The sequence below is a fragment of the Paenibacillus sp. FSL H8-0260 genome, assembly GCF_045040625.1.
In the GTDB taxonomy this organism is placed as follows: Bacteria; Bacillota; Bacilli; order Paenibacillales; family Paenibacillaceae; genus Paenibacillus_AQ; species Paenibacillus_AQ odorifer.
The window spans coordinates 4,823,104-4,847,247 of the sequence record NZ_CP150298.1 but is presented as its reverse complement, the minus strand read 5'-3'; the positions used below and the strand labels follow the sequence as shown (position 1 = coordinate 4,847,247).

General features: G+C 43.0%; 20 protein-coding genes. 17 read left to right on the top strand and 3 right to left on the bottom strand.

The window, feature by feature from the left end; translation table 11 throughout:
* The first annotated feature begins 13 nt into the window (after positions 1 to 13).
* The 8 genes from MHI51_RS21630 to MHI51_RS21595 all read left to right on the top strand — a co-directional run bounded on the left by MHI51_RS21630 (position 14) and on the right by MHI51_RS21595 (position 9,550).
* A complete protein-coding gene (locus tag MHI51_RS21630; protein ID WP_076219667.1) occupies positions 14 to 676 on the top strand; it encodes a response regulator transcription factor in 663 nt (220 codons plus the stop codon).
* Positions 677 to 884: 208 nt separating this feature from the next.
* Positions 885 to 2,483, top strand: coding sequence for a methyl-accepting chemotaxis protein (locus MHI51_RS21625; RefSeq protein ID WP_405173251.1), 1,599 nt, complete (start codon positions 885 to 887; stop codon positions 2,481 to 2,483).
* Between the two features lie 41 nt (positions 2,484 to 2,524).
* A complete protein-coding gene (gene cheB, locus MHI51_RS21620; RefSeq protein WP_076220075.1) occupies positions 2,525 to 3,628 on the top strand; it encodes a chemotaxis-specific protein-glutamate methyltransferase CheB in 1,104 nt (367 codons plus the stop codon).
* 166 nt (positions 3,629 to 3,794) lie between these two features.
* A complete protein-coding gene (locus MHI51_RS21615) occupies positions 3,795 to 4,799 on the top strand; it encodes an AraC family transcriptional regulator (protein ID WP_076276687.1) in 1,005 nt (334 codons plus the stop codon).
* 199 nt (positions 4,800 to 4,998) lie between these two features.
* On the top strand, positions 4,999 to 6,414 hold the full coding sequence (locus tag MHI51_RS21610; RefSeq protein WP_076276688.1) for an MFS transporter: 1,416 nt from the start codon (positions 4,999 to 5,001) through the stop codon (positions 6,412 to 6,414).
* Between the two features lie 134 nt (positions 6,415 to 6,548).
* The gene (locus MHI51_RS21605) at positions 6,549 to 7,316 is read left to right on the top strand and encodes an ABC transporter ATP-binding protein (RefSeq protein ID WP_405173250.1); all 768 of its coding nucleotides are present in this window, start codon (positions 6,549 to 6,551) and stop codon (positions 7,314 to 7,316) included.
* Positions 7,306 to 9,282 carry an FtsX-like permease family protein gene (locus tag MHI51_RS21600; RefSeq protein WP_076276690.1) on the top strand — a complete coding sequence of 659 codons (1,977 nt, stop codon included), beginning with the start codon at positions 7,306 to 7,308 and terminating at the stop codon, positions 9,280 to 9,282. Before MHI51_RS21605 ends, MHI51_RS21600 begins: the two co-directional genes overlap by 11 nt.
* 46 nt (positions 9,283 to 9,328) lie before the next feature.
* Positions 9,329 to 9,550, top strand: coding sequence for a hypothetical protein (locus tag MHI51_RS21595; RefSeq protein ID WP_076276691.1), 222 nt, complete (start codon positions 9,329 to 9,331; stop codon positions 9,548 to 9,550).
* Positions 9,551 to 9,638: 88 nt separating this feature from the next.
* Here the strand turns inward: MHI51_RS21595 and MHI51_RS21590 are convergent, their stop codons facing one another.
* Positions 9,639 to 10,646: an ABC transporter substrate-binding protein gene (locus MHI51_RS21590; protein ID WP_076276692.1), complete on the bottom strand. Its 1,008-nt coding sequence runs from the start codon at positions 10,644 to 10,646 to the stop codon at positions 9,639 to 9,641.
* 213 nt (positions 10,647 to 10,859) lie between these two features.
* Between MHI51_RS21590 and MHI51_RS21585 the strand changes: the two genes are divergently transcribed.
* The 9 genes from MHI51_RS21585 to MHI51_RS21545 all read left to right on the top strand — a co-directional run bounded on the left by MHI51_RS21585 (position 10,860) and on the right by MHI51_RS21545 (position 22,731).
* Positions 10,860 to 11,918 (top strand): iron ABC transporter permease, encoded by a 1,059-nt coding sequence (locus MHI51_RS21585; RefSeq protein ID WP_076276693.1) that lies wholly within the window; start codon positions 10,860 to 10,862, stop codon positions 11,916 to 11,918.
* A 62-nt stretch (positions 11,919 to 11,980) separates the two neighbouring features.
* Positions 11,981 to 12,955 (top strand): FecCD family ABC transporter permease, encoded by a 975-nt coding sequence (locus tag MHI51_RS21580; protein WP_405174070.1) that lies wholly within the window; start codon positions 11,981 to 11,983, stop codon positions 12,953 to 12,955.
* Positions 12,956 to 12,997: 42 nt separating this feature from the next.
* Positions 12,998 to 14,713 (top strand): ABC transporter ATP-binding protein, encoded by a 1,716-nt coding sequence (locus tag MHI51_RS21575; protein ID WP_076104415.1) that lies wholly within the window; start codon positions 12,998 to 13,000, stop codon positions 14,711 to 14,713.
* Between the two features lie 42 nt (positions 14,714 to 14,755).
* Complete coding sequence (locus MHI51_RS21570) at positions 14,756 to 15,796, top strand: NAD(P)/FAD-dependent oxidoreductase (protein WP_076129508.1); 1,041 nt, start codon at positions 14,756 to 14,758, stop codon at positions 15,794 to 15,796.
* Between the two features lie 144 nt (positions 15,797 to 15,940).
* Positions 15,941 to 17,566 (top strand): AraC family transcriptional regulator, encoded by a 1,626-nt coding sequence (locus tag MHI51_RS21565; RefSeq protein ID WP_076276695.1) that lies wholly within the window; start codon positions 15,941 to 15,943, stop codon positions 17,564 to 17,566.
* Between the two features lie 132 nt (positions 17,567 to 17,698).
* Positions 17,699 to 18,724, top strand: coding sequence for an iron-hydroxamate ABC transporter substrate-binding protein (locus MHI51_RS21560; RefSeq protein ID WP_254847660.1), 1,026 nt, complete (start codon positions 17,699 to 17,701; stop codon positions 18,722 to 18,724).
* Positions 18,725 to 18,883: 159 nt separating this feature from the next.
* Positions 18,884 to 20,395, top strand: coding sequence for a spore germination protein (locus MHI51_RS21555; RefSeq protein ID WP_076276696.1), 1,512 nt, complete (start codon positions 18,884 to 18,886; stop codon positions 20,393 to 20,395).
* Positions 20,392 to 21,597 (top strand): Ger(x)C family spore germination protein, encoded by a 1,206-nt coding sequence (locus MHI51_RS21550; protein ID WP_405173249.1) that lies wholly within the window; start codon positions 20,392 to 20,394, stop codon positions 21,595 to 21,597. Before MHI51_RS21555 ends, MHI51_RS21550 begins: the two co-directional genes overlap by 4 nt.
* A 36-nt stretch (positions 21,598 to 21,633) precedes the next feature.
* The gene (locus MHI51_RS21545; protein ID WP_076127405.1) at positions 21,634 to 22,731 is read left to right on the top strand and encodes a GerAB/ArcD/ProY family transporter; all 1,098 of its coding nucleotides are present in this window, start codon (positions 21,634 to 21,636) and stop codon (positions 22,729 to 22,731) included.
* Between the two features lie 6 nt (positions 22,732 to 22,737).
* Here MHI51_RS21545 and MHI51_RS21540 read toward each other — a convergent pair whose 3' ends face one another.
* Positions 22,738 to 22,968 carry a hypothetical protein gene (locus tag MHI51_RS21540; RefSeq protein WP_076127617.1) on the bottom strand — a complete coding sequence of 77 codons (231 nt, stop codon included), beginning with the start codon at positions 22,966 to 22,968 and terminating at the stop codon, positions 22,738 to 22,740.
* Positions 22,969 to 23,110: 142 nt separating this feature from the next.
* Positions 23,111 to 24,073: an ABC transporter substrate-binding protein gene (locus tag MHI51_RS21535; RefSeq protein WP_256721941.1), complete on the bottom strand. Its 963-nt coding sequence runs from the start codon at positions 24,071 to 24,073 to the stop codon at positions 23,111 to 23,113.
* Positions 24,074 to 24,144 lie beyond the last annotated feature (71 nt).

Below are 24,144 nucleotides of genomic sequence, written 5' to 3'. Positions count from 1 at the left end.
GGGTGTATTAGGCATGATTCGAATTTTGTTAGTGGACGACCATCCCTCTGTCATGGAAGGGACTAAGATGATACTGGAACAAGAGGGAGATATGGAGGTTACCCTAGCCAATTCAGCCCATGAGGCGCTTAACATGGTGGGTAGCCATACGTTTGACGTGATGTTGTTTGATCTTCATATCGCTGATGGGAATGGGATTGATTTGGCGAAGGAAGTCTTAAAAATAAACGCAGACGCGATTATCTTAATCTACACCGGATACGAAATTACAAACAAATTCAACTTGATGATCGAATCGGGTTTGTTTGGATTTATTTCAAAAACGACCAATAGAGAGCAGTTGGTTGCAGCAGTGCGTTGTGCTTTAAGGGGAGATGTCATTTTGCCTCATACCCTAGTTAAACAGTTAAGAAAAGTATCACCTAAAGGAATGGAGATTAATATTGACCAAGCAAACCCGAAGATAAGCAAAAAAGAGCATGAAATGCTGACAGAGATTGCAAAAGGAAAAAGCAACAAGGAAATAGCAGAGATTGTACTTATGAGTCAACGATCGCTGGAATACAGTTTAACGAGTCTGTTCCAAAAACTAAATGTGAAATCAAGAATTGAAGCGGCAATAAAAGCTAAACGACTGGGCATATTGAAGGAGTCCGATTTCAACAATTCACTATGAAAATTCGTAACAAACAAATAGATCAAAATCCCGTTCACGGTGCTGTGAGGCGGGATTTTTTGGTCTGCGCTTTTTTTGCGGGACGACGCAATATTTTTGCGTGGTCGCGCTATTTTTTTTCGGTTACCTTAATCTGCTTACCGTATATGATGAAATAGTTCCTAAGAATTACTAAAAAATGACTAACGCCAATGAGGGGCTGAGGAAAATGAAGTGGTTTTATAATTTAAGGACAGCAGTGAAGTTAATCTCCGCATTTCTGTTAGTATCCGCAATATTGTGCTTTGTAGGATTCTATGGAATTACGAATTTGAGTAAGATGGACCGCTCTATCGTGGACATGTACGAAAATCGCTTAACACCTATAGCTTATCTGGGAGAAGCGAATGAACTATTTTTAACAAATAGAATCAATATCCGTGATATAAACACGATGGCTAAAACAGCGGCAGAAAAGAAAGAATACGAAGATAAAATACATAAAAACGTTCAAAGTATTGAAGAGATCATGGGTAAATATAGCAAGACTGCGTTGAGGGAAGAAGAATTGGCGATAATGAAAGATTATCCTGAGATCTGGCAACGTTATATCACAAGTCTTGATGATACTATTGAAATTGATAAAACAAATATTAGTAATGAGAAATATACAAATTTTTTGCTTGTAAGTGATTTGCAAACAGCTACAACAGAGCTGACTGACTTTCTGCAAAATTTAATAGACATCAATATGAAGCAGGCTCAAGGTTCGATTGTTAATGCCAATGACCTTTATCAGTCCTCTCGTTTGATTACTTTTAGCGTTACTATTGTTGCGCTGCTCATCAGTATTGGTCTGGGTCTTTTAATATCGCAGATCATAGCACGGCCTCTAAATCAAGTAATGCGCCTGCTAGGTAAAGTGGCCAATGGTAATTTAAGCGAAACGTCGAACCTGGAATCTAAGGACGAGATTGGAATGCTAGCTTATTCTGTTAATGAAATGGTTCTGAACCTAAGACGCACTGTTAGCGGCATTTCCTCTTCTGCGGAAAGTGTCTCAGCTGCTGCACAGCAAATCTCAGCAAGTACAGAGGAAGTAGCTAGTGGAAGTATGAGTCAAGCTAGTGCAGCACAAACGATGAATGAGTTGTTCCGAGAATTATCTGCGGCGATTAATTCAGTAGCCCAGAGTGCTGAACAGGCCTCTGAGCTTTCAGATCAAACGATGCGTATCGCTCAAGATGGAGGGATCGTGGTTAAGAACTCCGTAGAAGGAATGGCAGTACTGGATACACAAATGTCTAGACTTGCGGAAGACTCCGATAAGATTGGTGAGATTATCGCGGTGATTGAAGATATTGCCCAACAGACAAATCTGCTTGCCCTAAACGCAGCGATTGAAGCGGCCCGCGCAGGTGAACAAGGTCGAGGTTTTGCCGTTGTTGCGAATGAAGTAAGAAAGTTAGCTGAGCGGAGCAGTGGGGCTACGAAACAGATCACGGGCATTATCAAAGAAATGCAGAAGAATACGCAGCACAGTGTAAATGCCGTAGTAGAAGGAGTAGCTTTTTCACAAAAAAATGGAGAAGCCTTTGAACATATCCTTACGATGGTGAACGATACCGCTCATAAAGTAACAGAAATTGCAGCTGCCAGTGAAGAACAGGCCGCACAATCGTCTGAGGTGATGTTCTCAATTGAGAGCATATCCGCCGCAACTGAAGAAATGGCGGCAAGCAGCAGTGAAACGGCAACGACCGCCAATGCTTTGGCTCAGCTAGCAGAAGAGTTAAATAGTCTGGTATCTATTTTTAAAGTTAAATAAACAGTGTCAGGGGTATTATCATTGATAGGAGAGGAGAAGTAGTGCAAAAAATAAAGGTGCTCGTTGTAGCTGCTTCAGTAACCATGCGTAAACAGATCTCGAACCTAATTTCGGAGGATTCAAGCCTCGAGGTCATTGGAGTAGCTCGAAATGCATCCGAAGCGATCAGCATGGTTCAAAAACTCAGGCCCGATGTCGTGGCTATAGATATAGAAATGCCGGAATTGAACGGTTTGGTAGCACTCACAAGCATAATGTCTCAGCGGCCAACACCTATACTTATCTTGAGCTCCGCTACAAAGGATGGAATAACAGCAACCATTACTGCTCTACAAAATGGTGCAGTGGATTTCATATCCAAGCCGGCTCAATCTTATGGACCTGGTCTATACAGCATAAAAGATGAGTTATTATTCAAAATTAAGAAAGCCGCTGAAATTCCTTTAAGAACTCTTATTCTTAACAATATAAACATCTCCAAAGTGAAAGCTCGACAAGAGAAACAAAACAACGTTAAGAGTGGATGTACAGAAGTTATTGAGCAGATCGTGGGAATTGGATGCGGAGTAGGGGGGCCGAAGGCATTAGAAATCTTAATTTCCTCGCTCCCGGCGAGCTTCCCGTATCCCCTGCTGGTTGTTCAACATATGCCACCTAAGTACACAAAAGCATTGGCGGAACGACTGAATCGGTTCTCAAGTGTACGGGTGGTGGAAGCCAAGGACAAGCAATCTGTGCTCGGGGGAACCGTCTATATCGCTCCAGGTAATTCTCATATGACCATTATTCAGGAGGGGCAGGATCTCAGAATAAAACTTATGAAAAAGCCTGCAGTGAATGGGCACTGTCCTTCGGTCGATATCTTGTTTGAGTCTATATCTGCACTAACTGGTCTACAGCAGCATTTAATCCTAATGACCGGAATGGGAAATGATGGCGCTAAAGGGATGCTGGCTGCCAAACACGCTGGCGCCCAATCAACGCTAGTAGAATCGCAAGAAACTTCTATTGAAAGTGAAATGCCTGAAGCAGCCGCGAAGCTGGGTTGTGTGGATTACGAGCTGCCCTCGCATTTGTTAGCCTCGAAAATTATGGAGGTTACGGGGGAGCTGAGATACCGGAGGGATGCATTTCCATCGGTTTGAACGGTCTTATTTTACTACTAAAAAAGCGTTGGCAGGATAAAATCCGCCAATGCTTTTTTTGTGTTTCATGTTGACACTTTCAAGTGATAACAATTATCATTTACGGAGCAAGAGTAGAGATTATGTAACTCATCGTATACAAGGAGCGAAGAAGGAGAGGTTTGCGATGACTTTAAATATATTGAATATGGAAATTCATGATCTTTTTGATCAATTTACAGAACGGATAGAGGGGCATGTTGAACATAACCAATGGGAACAGCGGCTTACTATTCCTTCACATATTGGTAAGGGAAGCGTCACCCGTACACGGATTCGTCCAGGTATGGAGATTATGTATACGGACATAACTTACGAACAGGATATGAAGCTCCACATTCAAGAAGCTTGTCCGTTGTTTGAACTAAGCTATAATCTAAGCGGAGAAATCTATTGCGAATGGAACGGCAAGGAAAGTTACACGGATAAACAAATGGGCAATGTCCTTTTTCTAGAGGATGTTCAGGTGTATGAAGAGAAAAAAGCAGGTGTCCCCAATCAATTGCTGGAAATACGGTTTGCTCCTAGTGAACTGCTGAATTACGCCGGAGATTTATCGGAGACACAGCAAATGGAAACCTGGCTTAGACATCATCGTGGAAATATTGATCGTTATCCAGATACTGCGGCAATCCGAAAATGTGTCTCCGAAATGATCCACTGTACCTATCATGGAACATTGAGACGTTTATATATGGAGAGCAAAGCCCTTGAATTTATTGCTTTGTTTGGTGAGTCTGATGGTTACGGTTCTGTTAGCGATAGTATGACGCTGCGGCATGATGATATTACTAATCTGAAGCGGGTACATGAATTGGTGCAAATCCATTTCGAACAACCGTTATCTATACGTGAGTTGGCTAAGCGGGTAGGGATCAACGAATTCAAGCTGAAAAAAGGCTTCCGCGAATTATTTGGCATGACGATCTTCGAGCTTGTACGTATAAAAAGGATGGAGAAAGCGCTCTGGTATATGGAGGTTGAAGGTTTGAATATAGGGAAAACAGCTGTTTCGGTCGGATATAGCAATGTCAGCAATTTCACGACGACCTTCCGTAAGCATTATGGCTGCAATCCAAGCGAATACTTAAAACGTATCGAACAACAGAGTTTGGAACGAAATAGGCTGTAGGAAGATTTGTAAATGCAGAAAGCTTAAAGCTTCAAGTGTTAGAACATAGGGTTCGGAATCGAACGTTATCTTCTGCATGCTTGAGGTTTTTTTGTGTTTGCTCCCTTATCAAGGAGTGAACCTCCCTTAACAGGTAGAGAAAAAGACCACTCTGAATGATAATAATTTCATAGATTGCAGATAAAAAGGTGGTCATACAATGGAACAACAACAAGTAGATTCGCGACGGTGGTATGCGCTGGGGGTTATTTTACTGCCAACATTACTTATTTCATTAAATACTTATATGATTCAAGTTGCGCTTCCATCTATGCAATATAGCTTGAACGCAAGCTTTTCGGAAGCACAGCTTATCGTTACCGGATTTTCGCTAGGATTAGCTGTGGCGTTGATTATTAGTGGAAAGCTTGGCGATATATACGGCAGAAAACGGATGTTGATGATCGGGGTGAGCGGGTTTACGGTCATGGCAGTGTTAGGCGGATTGACCTCAGATCCGGCACTTCTGATTGTTATTCGGATTGTGCAGGGATTGGCTGCGGCGCTTATTCAACCTCAGGTTCTATCTACGCTGCAGGTCAGCTTTCTGCCAAAGGAAAAAGGGTTTGTTTTCGGCATTTACGGCGCAATGATTGGCATTGGATTTGCATTCGGATTCATCCTCGGAGGTACTATTGTGAATTGGAATCCGTTCGATCTCGGTTGGCGGACAGTATTTTTTTTCAATGTGCCATTTGGACTTCTCGTCCTGCTGTTAATGCCGATTGTACCTGAAACACGGGCTGAGCAGGCGGGCAGTATTGATTGGACTGGAAGCTTCCTACTGCTGATCGGTTTGTTCCTGCTGATCTATCCGTTGTCAGAGGGACAAAAACAAGGGTGGCCGTTGTGGATTTTTGGCTGTCTAATGTTAGCTCTTTTCGTGTTGTTTACTTTTATCTGGGTTGAAAATCGAAAGGGAAAGCAGGGGACGTTACCGTTAGTCGATCTGTCTATTTTCAGAGATCGAACATTTAGCGCTGGTCTGGCAACCGTTCTTGTCCTTTATCTAAGTATGTTCTCTTTCTTTTTTATTTTGAGCTATTATATGCAATTTGGTTTGCACTATAGTGTTCAAGATACGAGTATGGTTTTCTTGCCTATAGGGATAGGCTTTTTTCTGACTTCCCTAATCTCTTCTCGAATGGTCAAAAGATGGGGGATGAGTGTACTTAAGATAGGAGCGCTGATGATGGGGAGCTGTAGCCTGCTGCTTATGTTAGAGCTAAATGTGGACGTTACGCAGCTGCTAGACCCTCGTAATATCCTACTATTATTGATATATGGTTTCGGTCTCGGAATGGCTACTACACCTCTAGTCAGCGTTACGCTTAGTTCAGTACCCACAAAGATCACGGGCACGGGTTCAGGCTTGATCACTACCTTTATGTATTTTGCAAATTCGTTAGGAGTGGCGTTAATCGGTATTTTATTCTCCGCTTCGCTAAAGCATTCTCTTTTGGAAGCAGATCTAGCGGATTATGTAAGGGCGTTTTCCTTCTCATTAGCAGCAATCGGTGGACTTGCTTTTACTGGTTTTGTTTGCCTTTGTTTTTTGCGGGAGCGGAAATTATAGAGGAGGTATCCTGCTTTTTTTGCGCTGTGAGCAATCTAACAAACGAACGCCCTTCTTAGCTTTATAGTAATACCGAGTGATTGAATTCCATTTAATGTAACTCACTCCAAACCTATCAATGAGAAGGTGCCAGGATGTCCATACTGCAAGTAGAGAATCTCTCGAAAGAATATAAAGGCAAAGGCAAAACGAATCGGTTTCGAGCGCTGAACGGGATTAGTCTTAGTGTGGATAGCGGCGAGTTTGTGGCGATTATGGGACCCTCGGGGAGCGGGAAAACAACACTTTTAAATATACTAAGCGGAATAGACACGGAGTATAGTGGGGTTGTAAGAATTGCAGATACTAGTATAAGTGAGATGTCCAAGAACGAGCTTGCGCTTTTTCGCCGGCAGCGTATGGGATTTGTTTTTCAGGATTACAATCTGCTGGATAGTCTGACCCTACGGGAAAATATCATGGTGCCCATGGTGCTGGATGAACAAGAGGTAGTAGATATCAATGCCAAGACAGATGAGACGTTATTGCTATTCGATCTGGATGAGGTGAAGGACAAATATCCTTATATGGTTTCAGGGGGGCAACAGCAGCGGGCGGCGATCAGCAGGGCGATTATTAATCATCCAGATGTGATTTTTGCGGACGAGCCGACGGGGAATTTGGATTCCAAATCCTCGAGTACGGTGATGAAAACCTTCGCCAAGCTCAACACTCTAACAGGAGCAACGATTGTGATGGTCACGCATGATCCTTTTGCGGCCAGCTATTGTAATCGGGTGCTTTTTATCAAAGATGGGAAGGCTCTACTAGAGATTGCTAGAGAGAATAAAGAGCGCAGAGCATTTTTTGATCTGATTCTGGAGAACCTGGCCTTTATTGGAGGGGGAGAAGATGACCTTTAGGAGAATGGCATTTCAGATATTTAAGGCGAATCTTAGAAGATATTTGTTATTTTTCCTATGCAGCAGCTTTACGGTCATGATCTTTTTTACATTTTATTCGCTGTACAGTAATCCTGATTTTAATGACCCTTATCAAGTGAATGGGATGGTGTCAGGTAATTTATATGCTCCTTTTTTGGTGATAAGGGTGTTTGCTGTTCTGTTTATTGTATATACTCAAATGGCCTTTTTAAAATTCAGAAAAAGCGACTTTGGGCTATTAATGGTACTTGGAATGACAAGCCACAATATCCGCAAAATCATTTTGTTCGAGAATAGCATGATTGCTTTAGCTTCGATTCTTACCGGTCTAGGCGCAGGGACAGTTTTCTCCGGTATTTTTTTCTTTATTGTTTCGCTGTTTGTAAATATTGGGGACAGTGCTTTTATACTGACGCCGGATAGTTATCTGTATACCATTAAATTCTTCGCGGTGATTTACATAGTGGTGATTGCAGTCAATTTGCTACTAACTTTGCGATACAGTATTTTACGTCTTTTAAAAGAGTCCAGAACCGCAGAACGCAACCTGATTCATGGGAAAATCACCGGGGTCATCGGAGTTTTACTCTTGGGAATCTCCGTTTATAATATGCTCACTCATTACAACCCTTCCGATGCTCGCATGATGTTAATAAATCTGGGAATTAGTATGTTAGGCGTTTATTTGCTGCTGTCAGGACTTGGGGACTGGTTGAAACTTTTTATATCGCGATCAAGCAGAGCATATCACAAGCACCTGCTGTTTAGTTCCAATTTGATCTATACCCTTGGTCGCTCCAAAATAGTGCTTTCTCTTATCACCTTCCTCGTCTTCATCACGATTTCTCTAAGCGGAATTATTTTTTATTTGACCTGGAATGCTGAGGATATTCCGGTTGCAAACAATCCATATGATATTGCCTATTCAGAAGTATTCGGAAAAAATAGCATCTCACCAAAAATACTAAGCGAGATCACGGATCATGGCGCCACGCCGCTGCTTTCACACCAAAAGCTGGAGTATATCGACTTGTTTAATTTCAAAATATTTCTGGACCAGAATATAAACGCATTAATCGGCACTGATTATCATGTGGAGAAAGATCACTTTCTAAATCTGGCCATAGTTGCACAAGGAGAAGAGTGGAAGAATCAAAGACCGGAAATGCCCACCTTTGATCTGATGCTTGCTTCCGGGAAGCATACGCTGTATTCACAAGGTATCCTATTTGACATGGTATTTAACCCTGTGCCGAATCTAATGAATGGTCTTCATATCATTGTAAACGAAGAGGATTATATGGCGCTGAAAGCGGAAAATAAAAAAGCGATCGGTAATCTTCAGCTCCTGAATTTTAAGGATTGGAAAAAAACTGCGGATATAGATGCTAAATTAAATGCCGCTTTAGCCAAATATAACAAAGACAATACAGAGTCCTGGTATGGCAATGAACGGCAAGAGGCCCTCGTATTCTCTACGAAGTCTAGAATAAGTGACTATCTACAGTTACAGGAGTCTGGCCGATTTGGAATCTTCGTAATTTCATTTGTTGGTTTAATATTTTTCGGCGCCTCCGGGATAGTGCTGCATTTCAGTATTCAGACCGATTTAGAGCGTGAGCGGATCAAATTCAGGAAGCTGAACAAGATTGGAATTACTTCTAAGGACGTGGCCCGCATTATAGGCGGCCCTTTAAAAGTGCTGTTTTTTCTCCCGTATGCATTAGGTATTGCATTGTCTTCTTTTTATGTTGTTAGTTCTTCCAGGGTTGAAATGTCTACAGCTCTGGAGCCGATGTGGTTTTGTTTGTTGGTAGGCGGAGCATATCTTTTATTTCAAGTCCTTTTTTATCGTATATACACCAAAATATACACTCGCAATATGCTGGCACATATTCAGCTACTCGATATTCCTTTAATAGAACAAAAGGGGATTTCAATTTAATCCCAAATATGATAATATTGGTGCACAAAACGTAGGGGGATTCCATTTGAAAAAGATTTTTTCCAGAATTGCAGTCGCATTAATGATCTTGACCCTTGTTGCGATAGTCACTTGCTTTTATATTGGTGAATTCACCTATGCGTATGGATTAATTTTAGTGCTGTTTTTCGTATTTGCGGGGATGGGGCAGCTCTATAAGCTTAAAAATGATGAGTATATGTACAAAAAACTAAATAACACCAATGAGTATAATGAATATACTAGATGATATAAATTCAACAGAAACTTCTTATGTATAGCCAAACACCCCACTTTAGACAGTGCCTAAAGTGGGGTGTTTTTGTATGTGCCTATGTTTATTTCTTACCGTTGCGTTCAAGAATCATATCTACGAACAGATCAATCTGTGCGGTAATCGCAATCGGATCATAGCGGTAGTAGGTATCAAAATCATTGTAAAATAGATGATCGTTCTTCGCAGCATCAAGTCCGTTCCAAACTGGAGATTCCTTCAGTTCTTTCAGCTTATCCCCTTTTTTGTCAGGATCATAAGTGGTGAGGAACATGTAGTCAGCTGCATATTCTGGCAATAGCTCCATGGACAGCTGCAACGTTTGGTTGTCGTTGCTGTTCTTAGTAGGCATTTTTAGCTTAAGTGCGTTATAAAGGGCTTGTCCGCCACGGCCAGCATTATTTCCGAAGGTCCATAGCTCCCCTTTATCAGTCAGCTCATAGATTCCAAAAGTATCATTTTCATTTACGACACCTTTAAGCTTCTCGCGGCCTTCAGCAGCCTTTTTCTCAAAGTCAGCAATAAATTGTTCAGCTTTGTCAGGCACACCTACAATGTCACCGAACAGTTTAACAGTTTCATAGATATTTGTAGCGGTTCCGTATGGAATATGAATGGTTGGAGCAATTTTGGATAAAGCATCGTAGTTATCATCGTACATAACGACGATCAGGTCAGGTGTAAGTTCCAGAGCTTTCTCGGCGTTAACTGGAGCACCGACATCTTGTGTATTTGCGAGCAGGTCTTTCAAGAAGGGATTATCAAAGGTACTAGGTTCGACACCTACTACATTTGCTCCTACGGAGAGCAACTCCCCACCATAATAATCTGTAATAATCCGTTGTGGTTTTACAGGTATCTGTACAGTACCTTTAGTGGTTTCATAGCTACGCATTTCAGCAGCTGAAGCCTCAGGAGCAGCCGTTGGCTCAGTGCTTGGTGCTGTAGTTGCTTCTGTTGTTGCTGTTGGTTTATTAGATGAAGCATTGTTCGTTCCCCCGCAAGCTGTCACAAATACAGACAATAACATTATGAGTGCCAGGATGGGGAAGAGGGTCTTTCTTTTTAGCATGATAAACCTCCCTATATATATGTACCAACAAATAATAATGAGAATCATTATCATTATTATTTTCAATTTGAACTTTATCAAATCCTAGATTTCCTGTCAATGCAATAAAATAAATGCCTCCTATTAAATCTATCTATTGCCAAACCTAGGAAGGCTCATTTACAATAGCATAGTGATAATGAGAATCAATTTCATAGAAATAAGGTGGCATTCATGAATCAACAGATATCTTCCAAGATTAGCCCTAATAAAGGGTCAGCCATACAAGAGTTCCGTTCACGTCCTTGGGCTGCCACGTTAATCTTGGTTGGCGGTCTGGTACTATTAGCACTAGGTATCGCTGTTTCAGTCTCCTTCGGAGCGGCTGATATTAAACTTTCTGTGGTGTGGGCAGCCGTGTTTCACTTTAATCCGGAGATCATGGATCATCAGATTATTAGGGAATTACGATTACCCCGTGTACTTGGCGGGGCCATGATAGGGGCCAGCTTTGCAGTTGCGGGTGCCATTATGCAGGGGATGACCCGAAATCCACTCGCAGATTCAGGTTTGATGGGCATTAACTCAGGCGCAGGATTTGCGCTGGCGCTTTGTTTTGCATTTTTCCCGAACTTATCGTTTATGTATTTGATCCTATATTCCTTCGTTGGTGCCGGAGTAGGGGCTGGGGTTGTGTATGGGGTCGGTTCATTGGCCAAGGGAGGGCTGACTCCTGCACGTCTGGTGTTGGCGGGTGCTGCTTTTAGTGCACTGCTGTCAGCACTGAGTGAAGGGGTAGCTTTATATTTTCACATTGGGCAAGATTTGGCTTTCTGGTATGCGGGAGGCGTGGCTGGGACGAAATGGATTCAGCTTAAAGTCATGTTCCCTTGGATAGGAGCAGCGTTAATAGGAGCTATGGTATTATCCCGGTCGATTACAATGCTCAGCCTAGGTGACGATGTTGCTAAAGGGCTAGGCCAGCGCACAGGGCTTGTTAAGCTGGCAGGGACTTTAATTGTATTGATTCTGGCTGGATCATCAGTTGCCGTAGTAGGAGCCGTTGGGTTCATTGGACTAATCATTCCCCATTTGACCCGTTTTTTTGTAGGTGTGGATTACAGATGGATCATTCCATGTTCAGCTATTCTCGGCAGTCTGCTTGCAGTATTTGCAGATTTAACAGCACGGATGATTAATCCCCCTAATGAAACGCCGCTTGGAGCCATTATTGCACTGATCGGTGTACCTTTCTTCCTTTATCTTGCACGTAAAGAAAGGAGGGAACTGTAATGATAGAGAAAACTTCATTCGATTCCTTCCAAGCCGCCAAAAATAAACGTGGCTTAGTTATAATGATTATTTTAGCTGTACTGATTGTTATTGCTTTTATTATTAGTATGAATACAGGATACATACGTTTGACACCTATGGAGCTGCTTAATACGTTATTCGGTAAAGGGACGGATAAGCAAGAGTTAATCTTGTTTCAATTTCGGTTACCGCGTATTGTGATCTCCGTTCTGATAGGCGCAGGTTTGGCTGTATCCGGAGCTGTGATGCAGGGCGTCTTTCGTAATGCTTTGGCCGACCCCGGCATCTTAGGGATTAACGCTGGCGCAGGAATTATGGTTATGCTGTTAATTTCTTTTTATCCAACGGCAACCGCGGTTCCGGTGTATCTGCTGCCTATGGTAGCGTTTGTTGGTGCGGCAATTACTGCTGCCTTGATTTATGTCTTAGCTTATAAACGGCATGAAGGAATAAAACCCATGCGCCTGTTGCTGACCGGTGTAGCGGTTGCAGCTGGAATGAGTGCAGCGATGATCGTGCTGACTCTTCGGCTGGATCCGGAGAAGTATCAGTTTGTGGCTACTTGGCTTGCCGGGAGTATTTGGGGCACAAGCTGGAAGTTTGTACTTTCATTACTACCATGGATCGTAATTCTCGTGCCGTATGTCATCTATAAAGCAAGGGTAATGAACGTCCTTAATTTGGGTGAACAGACAGCCGTAGGACTTGGGGCTGCTGTAACCAAAGAACAATTCCGGCTTCTTGCGGCTGCGGTTGGTCTAGCTGCGGCAAGTGTTGCTGTGAGTGGCGGGATTGGCTTTGTCGGCCTTGTCGGTCCCCATTTGGCGCGACGGCTAGTTGGGCCCAAACATCAGCTCATGCTGCCAACCTCAGCGCTGCTCGGCTCACTGCTAGTCATTATAGCGGATACCATTGGACGCTGGATCTTACAGCCATCTGAGATCCCCACTGGAATCGTTGTTGCTGTAATTGGAGCGCCATACTTTTTGTATTTGCTAGCCCGTACTAAATCTTGATGAAAGAGGATGGTCACTCACCGGAAGGAGCGGATTTTTACAATGTTGCGTCGTTTTTTTGCTTACTATAGACCCTATAAGGGATTGTTTATTCTTGACTTCTCCTGTGCTATTGCTGCTGCACTGCTGGAACTAGTCTTCCCGCTGGCCGTTAACCGGGTAGTGGATGATATGCTGCCAAGTGGGAATTGGAAATGGATTCTCTATTCTTGCCTCGGTTTGCTGGGGATCTATATCGTCAGCGCCTTTATGCATTTTGTCGTCACTTATTGGGGGCATAAGCTGGGGATTAATATCGAGTCGGATATGAGAAAAAAGCTGTTTGATCGTGTACAGAAGCTCTCTTTCAACTTCTTCGATAATAATAAAACAGGCCATTTGGTCTCACGGATGACAAATGATCTGATGGACATCGGTGAGATTGCCCACCATGGTCCTGAAGATTTATTCATAGCAGTGATGACGCTGCTGGGTGTATTCGGTATCATGCTTAGCATTAATTGGCAATTAGCTATTCTGACCTTTGTAATTGTCCCGCTGATGATTTATTTATCCATGTACTTCAGTCGCAAAATGTCAAAAGCGTTCCACATCATGTTCGCGGACATTGCTGACTATAACGCACGCGTAGAGAACAATGTAAGCGGGATCCGTGTTGTGCAAGCTTTTGCTAATGAGAATCATGAAATTTCCCGCTTTGCAGTTAATAACGAACGCTTCCGTATTACGAAGCTAATGACCTACCGAATTATGGCTTGGAATTCATCCTTTAGCTTTGTGCTCATGAAGCTGGTCTCGTTATTCGTTCTTGTGTGCGGAACCTATTTTGTAATCCAGAAGCAGATGACCTACGGTGAATTTATTGCCTTTGTGATGTTGTCTAATGTCTTCTTAGGACCTTTGCAACAGATTAACTCGGTCATTGAGACCTATCCTAAAGGGATCGCTGGTTTCAAACGTTATCTTGAACTGCTTGAGACGGAGCCAGATGTTGATGACGCAAAAGACGCTAAGCCAGTGTCTCATCTGTCAGGGAATATAACCTTCCAGGATGTAGCTTTTGCTTATAGTGATAAAGAAAAGGTGCTAACCAATGTGAACTTATCGATTTCAGCAGGAGAGACCGTTGCGCTTGTGGGTCCATCCGGTGCTGGTAAGACAACACTTTGCAGCTTGCTGCCACGCTTTTACGATGTAAGCGAAGGCAACATCTCTATTGATGGAATAGATATTCGCTCCATGACGTTAGAATCACTTCGTTCCCATATCGGGATTGTACAACAAGATGTATTCCTGTTTGACGGAACTATCCGTGAGAACATTGCTTACGGCAGATTGGGAGCTTCCGATGAAGAAATCTGGGAGGCTGCAGGGCGCGCTCAGCTGGAAGAACTGATTAAATCTCAGCCCGCCGGGCTGGATACAATGATCGGAGAGAGAGGCGTCAAGCTTTCTGGCGGCCAGAAGCAGAGGTTGTCCATCGCCCGGATGTTCTTGAAGAATCCGACGATTCTCATTCTGGACGAAGCTACATCTGCACTGGATACTGAAACGGAGTCCGCTATACAAGAGGCGCTCGCAGAGTTGTCTGAGGGACGCACAACACTTGTTATTGCTCATCGCCTTGCAACGATCAGAAATGCGGACCGGATTGTTGTCGTTGCGGAAGGTGGCATCGCAGAACAAGGTAAGCATGAGGAACTGCTGCAGACTGCCGGAATTTACAGCCGATTGCATGAAGCGCAGTTTGGAGCTTAAGTAGCTGAAGGGATCACTAGAATATAATTTTGGAGGGACACAATGAATAAACAACTGGAATTATACGATGTAACCATTATTGGTGGCGGACCTGCTGGGATGTATACAGCTTTTTATAGCGGAATGAGAGACTTGAAGACAAAGCTAATTGAAGCGAAGGATGAGCTCGGAGGAAGAATGCTTATCTATCCCGAAAAAATGATCTGGGATGTAGGAGGCGTAACCCCAACTCTTTGTCATCAACTAATCGGTCAGCTCAAGGAGCAGGCTCAAACCTTCGATCCGACTATTGTGCTGGGTCAGCAAATTATGAATCAAGAGAGACAAGAGGATGGAACGTACATCCTGACCTCTTCTACTGGGGAACAACATTGGACCCGCACAGTCATTTTGGCCATTGGTTACGGAATTCTGCAGATGGCAAAGCTTGAAATTGAAGGTGCAGATCGTTATGAGGTGACAAATCTTCATTATACCGTTCAAGAGCTGGAGCCGTTCCGCGGTAAAAGAGTGCTAATCTCCGGTGGAGGCAACTCCGCAGTAGATTGGGCGAATGAATTGGAGCCTATCGCTGCAAGTGTGACGATTGCACATCGCCGTGAACAGTTTGGCGGGCATGAGAAAAACATTGTACGGATGAAGGAATCCTCAGTCAATGTCCGTGCGCCATATGCAGTAAGCCAATTACACAGCAGTAATGGTGAAACGATAGATCAGGTTACGATCAGTCATATAGAGACAGGTGAAACAGAGCAGTTTGAAGTGGATGCTGTCATTGTGAATCATGGTCTGAAAAGCGATTTTGGTCCGTTAAAAGAATGGGGCCTTGATATGGGCGAATGGTGTGCGAATGTAACTGATAAGCTAGAGACTAATCTTCCGGGTATATTCGCAGCAGGTGACTTTGTGGATTATGCAAGCAAGGTTCGTTTGATCGCAGGTACTTTCACAGATGCGGCTCTGGCGCTTAATAGCGCTAAGCTGTACATAGACCCAACCGCGGCCAAAGTCGCTTACGTATCTTCTCACAATGAACGGTTCAAAGAGAAGAATAAAGCGCTTGGAGTCGTTGACGACCACTAAGGATAGAGGCTTCTCAAACCATAAAATCTGAAGTTTTATATAAGGCGTATAGGGGATCTTATCCATTTCGAGCGGAGAGAAACCTTATACGCTTGCTTTATATTTTATGAGTTATTAAGTCTAGAAGTCTGGAAGGGAGCAGGAATGAAGCTATCTAATAATAACCCGGTTCATAGAATTTATCTGTTAAAAGAGGCAGGAAAACGCCAATGCGGCGGCGGTCACATTAGTAAACCCCAGATTGCCCAGTCCCCACTCTTCCTGACACCAATAGAAGCTATCGTTCAAATAACCATAGAAGGAGAGACAGTAGCTCTTAAAAATGGTGAAATTCTTTTTCTAAGCGCAGGTGCGACTTATCAAATTAATGCTCCATTAGAGACCGTTATCTCTGTTCTAGCAATCTCCTATGAGGTATATGGGCTAAGTAATAGCACTGAGCAAGAATTGGTCTATGGACTTTGCCGTGAAATTTTTCCGGTCAATGGGATTTTACCTATACGTACGACGAATAAAATAACCCGCTTATTCAGCGAATTGGAAGACGTTGCTGCCAATAATTTAGAAGCACAGGCAGATAGAATTCAATCCTTGCTGTATCAGCTACATCAACTGGTCGTAGAGGCTGACGCTGAAGCAGACATTACGGATAGTTCATATTTCAGAATGCTCTCTTTTATCCACCAGAATTTGCAAAGGGAGATTACGCGGGAGATGATGTCTCGAATGATGGGCTTCAATCCTCGTTATTTCTCAGTATGGTTCCGCAAGCAGACGGGTTGGAGCTTCACCGAATATGTAGCGCATTTAAGAGTAAATAAAGCGAAAAAACACTTGATGTCCAGCAAAGCAACCATACAGGAAATTTCGCAAAAAGTAGGCTATACAGATGGACTATATCTGAGCCGGAAATTCAAGCAAGTCACCGGGATGACCCCAACAGAGTTCCGTTTGCGTCCCAAACCAAAGCGGATAGTAGCGTTGCAATTTTTAGGGGATTTACTTGCGCTGGGTGTGAAGCCTGTCGCGGTTGAAGAAGATGTGATGAATTACTCCTTGCTTTTGCTGCCGGAACTGGCGGGTGTACGATCATTTGAGTTGCAGGGATGTCCGGAGGAAGCAGAATGGCCTGGGCTGGAAGCCGATTTAGTTATTGCACCAACCTATCTGAGCCCCCGTCAGCTTAAATGCATGGAGAAGTTGGGTCCACTAGTTACGGTAGAGTGTGATAAAATGGACCGCCTGGAACAGATTCGTTTATTCGGCAGACTGCTGGGAGAAGAGGAGCGGGCAGAGGCATGGATAAGGCACTATCATTTGAAAATAGATTTGGCCAAGCAGCGCTTGTCCTCACTAATTGAATCTGGTGAAACGGTAGCGGTGTATGAGATCAGGCAAGATAACAGTATTTATATCTGGAATCATACAGCCCGCGGGGTGTACAATCTGTATCCAATGCTGGGGTTAACTCCACCGGACAAGGTAAGGTCAGATGTTCTGGAGCGGAATGATCATTTATGCATCTCACTGTCGGAATTGCCAATATACGCGGCTGACCATATGTTTGTGGTTGTATCAGGACAAGAGGACTGGATGTCGAGGACACGTAAACGGATTAGTAAAAGTGCGGTTTGGCGCAATCTTCCAGCATTCAGGAATGAACGCATATATTACCTGAAGCTTGAGGAATTTTGGGGCAGCGAAGGGCTTGCGCTCGAACGCCAATTGGAGATACAGACAGATTTGTTAACCGGCCATAATTTAAGCTGACAATCGTCCATAGCAAAATTGATGTATTAGCGTGTATATATGTTTTCCCGCGGAGACGGTATATTAAACAAAGATCTAAATGATATTGATTATCAATATCATAATAATATAAAGTCTCAAGGGGGATTTACATTGTACAAAATAATATCGTTAGGAAAAACAAGTATGATAGCCGTTATGCTTACGCTGGTGCTGCTGTTGAGCGCATGCGGACAAGCAGCTAATCAGGGGAATGCTCCAGCTAGCACGTCGGCTGAAGTGGCTAAAAGCACTAATGATTCTGTAGTTGCCAGCTCGGAGCCGGCTGCTGATGCAGAGTACTGGACATACGAAAGCGATAAAGGCCCGGTGCAGATTCCACGCAATCCACAAAGAGTTGTGATCCCGGTACAAGACTTTATTGGTGATCTTCTGACGCTTGGCGTGACGCCCATTGCCGTTGCCGGGAATGACATCCTGAACCATCCATATTTCAAAGAGGCACTGACCGGTGTTGAAGTAGTAGGCGATGACATGACGGTGTCCCTGGAGAAAATAACGAGCCTCGAACCGGACTTGATTATCACTTATCAGGAAGATACCTATGAGCAAATCTCCAAGATTGCTCCAACGGTCTTTATTCCTTGGGGCAAATACGACTATAAGGAACGATTGATCGAGATCGGGAAAATCTTGAACAAGGAGCAGCAGGCTGTAAAGTGGGTGGCGGATTTCAATCAGAAGCTGGAAGCGAAGAAAGCGGAATTGTCTGATCTGATCGCAGCTGATAAAAAAGTGGCGATCTTTGAAATTGCCGGTAAAGAGCTGTATTTATATGGTTCGTCATATGGGCGTGGTGGAGAGATTATATATAACGGATTGGGGCTGCATGCACCTGATCTTGTCCAAGAGGCAGCCTTTAAAGAAGGCTGGGCTTCCCTCTCACTCGAAGCGTTGCCCGAGTACTTAGGAGAAGCTGATTATATCTTCCAAGGCTTCAGCCGTGGTGTGGAGCAGGATAAGCTGGACATTCTGGACAGTGTCTTCTGGCAAAGCCTACCTGCTGTTAAGGCGGGTCATGTATTCACCTACGATCTTAAAACTTATTATCTCTCCGATGCTTATGCGCTGGACAAGCAGCTGGATGAGATAGTTACGTTGCTGAAGTCTCTTCAATAAGTTAATTTCAAAAGAGTAAAAGGGGATGTTCGCGGAGCTATAGTAGCTCAGGGACATCCCTTTTGCGTATTCATTTTCCAAGCTAAGGCAGATTATAAATTCCATTAGTTGCATAAAAAAGCAATCAAGAACAAATAGTATGGGCAGGAGGTGTTGATTATGGAACCCTTGAACTCTACTATTTTGGACGATAATCTTAAAGAGCTTCAAGAAAGACTTGGCCATAGCCCTGATATTGTTATTCGTAGAATTAAATCCACCACCACACAGGTTGAGGTAGCTGCCGTATATATTGAGGGATTAATAGAAAAATTGATGGTCAATGAGTTCGTGGAGCATGCGATGTCGTTCGATAAGCTAAGTGAAGAAAACCCAGTGATCACATCGGCTGAGGACATCTTTTTGTATATGAAAGAAGTGGCGAGAGGAATCGGAGAAGAACAGACAGTTAGAGATTGGGATGTGCTTTTTGAGGCTTTATTCTCTGGAGATACCATTCTTTGGATAGACGGGATAAGGGAAGCAATCAGAGGGAATACAAGCGGCGGTGAGGTTAGAACGGTATCGGACGCTACAACTCAAGTAGCCATTCGTGGCTCCAAGGAAGGCTTCACGGAATCTATTGGGACGAATATCTCTCTGGTGCGCAGGAAAATAAAAAGCCCTAATCTCTGGGTGGAGTCGATGAAGATAGGTGACGTAACCCAAACGAATGTATCTATTATGTATATCCATGGGATCGTCAATGATAATACCTTACATGAGCTTAGAACTAAGCTGCAAAGCATTGATATAGACGGGATTCTGGAATCTGGATACATTGAGCAATTTTTAGAAGACACTCCCTTTTCCCCATTCCCAACACTATACAATACTGAACGTCCTGACAGTGTGGCTGGAAATCTTTTAGAAGGACGAGTTGCTATTTTTGTGGATGGAACCCCGTTTGTGCTGATTGCACCCACTACCTTTTTTATGTTTTTACATGCAGTTGAAGATTACTACCAGCGTTATGATATTACGACTTTGATTCGAGTATTGAGATTTATTTGCCTTATTATTTCGTTATTTGGCCCAGCACTCTTTATTGCGATTCTGAATTTTCATCAAGAAATGATCCCAACAGCCCTACTTATTAATTTCGCTTCGCAAAGGGAGGGGGTTCCATTTCCGGCCTTTATTGAGGCTATGCTGATGGAATTTACCTTTGAGATTATACGTGAAGCAGGAATTCGTATGCCATCCCCTATAGGCCAAACTGTATCGATTATCGGCGGCTTAGTGTTGGGTCAGGCAGCGGTGCAAGCGGGTATTGTCTCACCTGCAATGGTTATTGTAGTTTCACTTACAGGAATATCCAGCTTTGCTACTCCTGCTTTTAATATGGCTCTTTCCATACGCATCTTGCGTTTCATCATTATGTTTATTGCAGCCTTTATGGGGCTTTATGGAATAACGATCTTTACTTTTATTATGGTTGCTCATATGTGTAGCTTGAAATCGTTGGGATTTCCCTATATGTCTCCGTTTGGCCCTTTTATCGCTGAGAATCAGAAGGATTCCATCCTGCGCGTGCCTTTGAAATATATGAGAACTCGGCCGCGTCTTGTTAGCCAAAAGAATAATACTCGACTTAAGGTGAATGATGGAAAGCCGGGTAGTGGCAAATGAAGATCGGATGGATGATGCGTTCATTTATTTGTATATGCTGCTTAATGTTGCTGACAAGCTGCTGGAACAGTAGGGAATTAAACAATTTAGGCATTGTGACTGGTATAGGCGTGGATAAAGTACCGAATAAAGAGGAATATCATGTTACTTTTCAGATTGTGAATCCATCCTCAACAGCTACAAGTGCTGGAGCTAGCACCGGACAACCCACGGTCACTATTTATTCTTCTACGGACCGTACGATCTTTGGCGCTTTTCGCAAGACTTCAAAAAAGGCGGCAAGACAGATGTTTTTTGCACACACGCAGCTATTAGTTTTAGGCGAATCTACAGTGAAAAGCGGTATTGATGGGATTTTTGACATCTTTGAAAGGTCCCATGAGCTGCGGCTCAACACGAATGTTATTGTAGCCAGAGATACGGAAGCATCCTCTATTCTGAAACTATTACTTCCAGTAGAAAGCCTGCCTGCAATAGGGATTATTAAAAAGAGTAAAAATACCGCTAGAATATATGGAGAAAGCCGGGATATCAATGTTTTTGAGCTAATTAATGGTCTCAGTGGAGAAGGGTCAGTAGTGATATCCGGAGCCAGAATTCTTGGAGACGCTGAAGAAGGAGCTAAAAAATCCGGGATGGAGCAAACTAAAGTAAAAGCACTTGTCACAATGAGCGGGCTTAGCGTATTGAAAAAAGGGGTTCTTCAGGGATGGCTGGATGGACCTCTTGCCCGGGGGGCACTGTGGGTACAGAACGAGATTAATGAAACCAGTATTAATGTAGATTCAGATGAGGTTAAGGATTCGATAGCTGTGAATATTAATCATTCAAAAACAAAAATTAAGATTGAACTCCGCAATAAAGTACCCGTCATTCATGTAAATGTTGTGGAAGAGGGGACACTTAGTGAGGCTCAGAGTTATATTGAGCTAAGTAATAGAGAGGTAATCGTTCAATTGGAACAACAAGTGGCTCTTAAAACTAAACAGGAAATAACCCAAGCCTTACAGGCTGCTCAAACTATGAAATGCGATATTTTCAATTTCGGGAATGAACTGAAGCGTATAAACCCAAAAGCGTGGGAGACCGTTAAGGACAATTGGGAGTCAGTGTTCGCCGAAGCAGAAGTGGACGCTTCTGTGGAAGCATATATTCGCAGTGTAGGAATGAGGTTAGAGCCAAAATTGTTAAAGGAAAAATGACAGGGTTCAGTGAGAAAGGTGGGAGAAGGCCACTTTATGAAAAAAGAAACCATCAGCGCGAGTCAATTATTTGCTTTGATTTTTTTGTTTGAATTGGGAACGGCCCTTGTGGTACCGATTGGACTTGAAAGTGGCCATGCTGTCTGGATTGCTATTCTGTTAGCTTTGCCCGGTGGACTTCTTTTGTATTTAATTTATGTTTATTTATACCGGCAATATCCGGGCATGATTATTAGCGGGTATACAAGAAAGATACTGGGCAATGTTATAGGCTGGCCGTTAAGCTTAACATACATTCCAATCCTTCTCTTCAATGGCTCCAGAAATCTGCATGAATCAGGTGAGTTGTTAATAGCTGCTTCTTACGACAGAACACCCGTGTTCATCATTTATGCAATGATGGTTGTTGCGGTAATTTACATCTTAAATAAGGGGATTGAGGTGTTTGCGCGGGCGGCTGAGATTTATATGCTGATTATAATATTGTTGGGCTTGACCAGTTGCTTTTTGGTTATTGCCGCCGGACTTGTAAAACTAGATAACTTGTTTCCGTTACAGGCCTCGGATTGGAAGAATGCATTAAAATCAGCCTATCTGAATATATGGCTATTTCCGTTCGGGGAGATGGTATGTTTCACTACGATTTTACCTCATATCAAAAAAACCAAGGTAGCAAAAAGAACCGGAATCATCGCAATGACTTTATGCGGATTATTACTCAGTTTTACCCATGCCATCGAAATATCCGTTCTAGGAACAGAAATCTACAGTAGAGCCAATTTTCCGATGTTCACTACGATAACCTTAGTAAACCTGGCCAATTTCATTCAACGTTTGGACGCGCTTGTGCTCTTAACCTTAATCATTGGAGTATTTTTTAAAATGTCAGTATATTGCTATGCTGCAATGGTAGTCACTGCAGATCTATTCAAGGTGCAAGACAGCAGGAAGCTCGCTGTTCCCGTTGGTATTGTTGTTTTGTTCGGGGCTTTTATTAGTTCAGCGAATTATCCGATACATATGGACGAAGGAAGGATATTTCTGAAATATATTTTGCCGTATTTCTGTGCCGCTGTACCTATTCTCTTGTTTATCGTTCATTACATCCGCAGAAAATTAGGAAGCATAGGTTAGTTTATTTTATTTGATGGATTTATTGCTTCTATTTCGGATAGAGGATGTAATTGTATTAACAAAAGGTAAGGAGATAAAAACGAGCATAGTTATTGATTCCTGTATGCTTGTAGCTGCAAAGGAGTCATAGATCGTCCGCATTGAAGCGGTGAGGGTTTCTCCTGATAAAAGGTCGATGATTACTGCCATCAGCAACCCCATAAAAGCAAGCATGAAATATAGTGATAGTAATTTCATAATGATCAACTCCATTTGCTAGATTAACCTTAGGCTAAATGTATTATTACCTCTTGAGTGTTTTTGTAGTCAAAAGAAATAACAAATCCCCTACTGCTCCAATGTTGTTGGAAGCAGTAGGGGATTCTAATTTAAGCGCATTTTATTGTGTAAGCCAAGCAGCCAGCTCTTCGGTCTGGGATAACACGGCAATTGGATCATAGTACCAGGAACGTTCTTCTTTCCATACATAGAGATGGCCATTTTTGACAGCGGGTAGGCTACTCCAGATTGGATCAGCTTTGTAATCAGCTTCTGTACGGTTATTGGAAGTTAAGATAATATAGTCTCCTGCGTATTTAGCGAGTGCCTCTGTAGAGATTTCCGCCCATTGCTTCTCCATAATTTCTGCGGCCACAGCTGTAGGGGGCTTTCGACCCAGCGCCTGATAGACAGGCTGTCCACCTCGGCCAAAGTTATCGCCATAGGCCCAAATGGATTTTCCGCCGTCTTCCATGATGGAAAACGTTGCATCTGCAGGGAGTACTTTGTCTACTTTGGCTTTAGCTTCAGCTATCCGTTTGTCGTAATCTGCAAGCCAGCTTTTGGCTTCCTCTTCTTTACCAAGGAGTTCTCCGAAATAGGTTAATTCGGCATGAGCATCTTTCAGATCACCATATGGCACAACGATGGTTGGAGCAATTTTGCTTAGTGCTTCATAGCTTTCAGCTTGTCCAGAAATAATCAAATCAGGATTAAGTGCGATGATTTTTTCAGGTGACATTTTGCCGTAAGTTCCAGTGTCTGCAACTCCAGTAAGTGCCTCCTTAAAATACATATTCTCCAGTGTTAATCCGGGAGCACCAACAGGGATGGTATCTAGCGCAATCAGACTGCCCAGGTATTCCTCAGCGACAATCCTTTTAGGTTGAACAGGAATTTCAATATCACCATTTATAGTAGTGACCTTTTTTAGAGCAGCTGTTTCCGTAGTTTCTGTTGGTTGACTAGTTTCGGCGGTAGGTGCTGTAGTAGCCGCTGATGTGTTGCTGGTGTTACTGCCTGTATTCCCCACAGAATTATTGGAATTCCCGCAAGCTGATATGACTAGAATTAATGCCAGCATGAGGGGAAAAAGAAGCCAATGGGATTGTTTGGTGCTATTTTTTCCTGGATTATGCAATTTGTTGTTCCTCC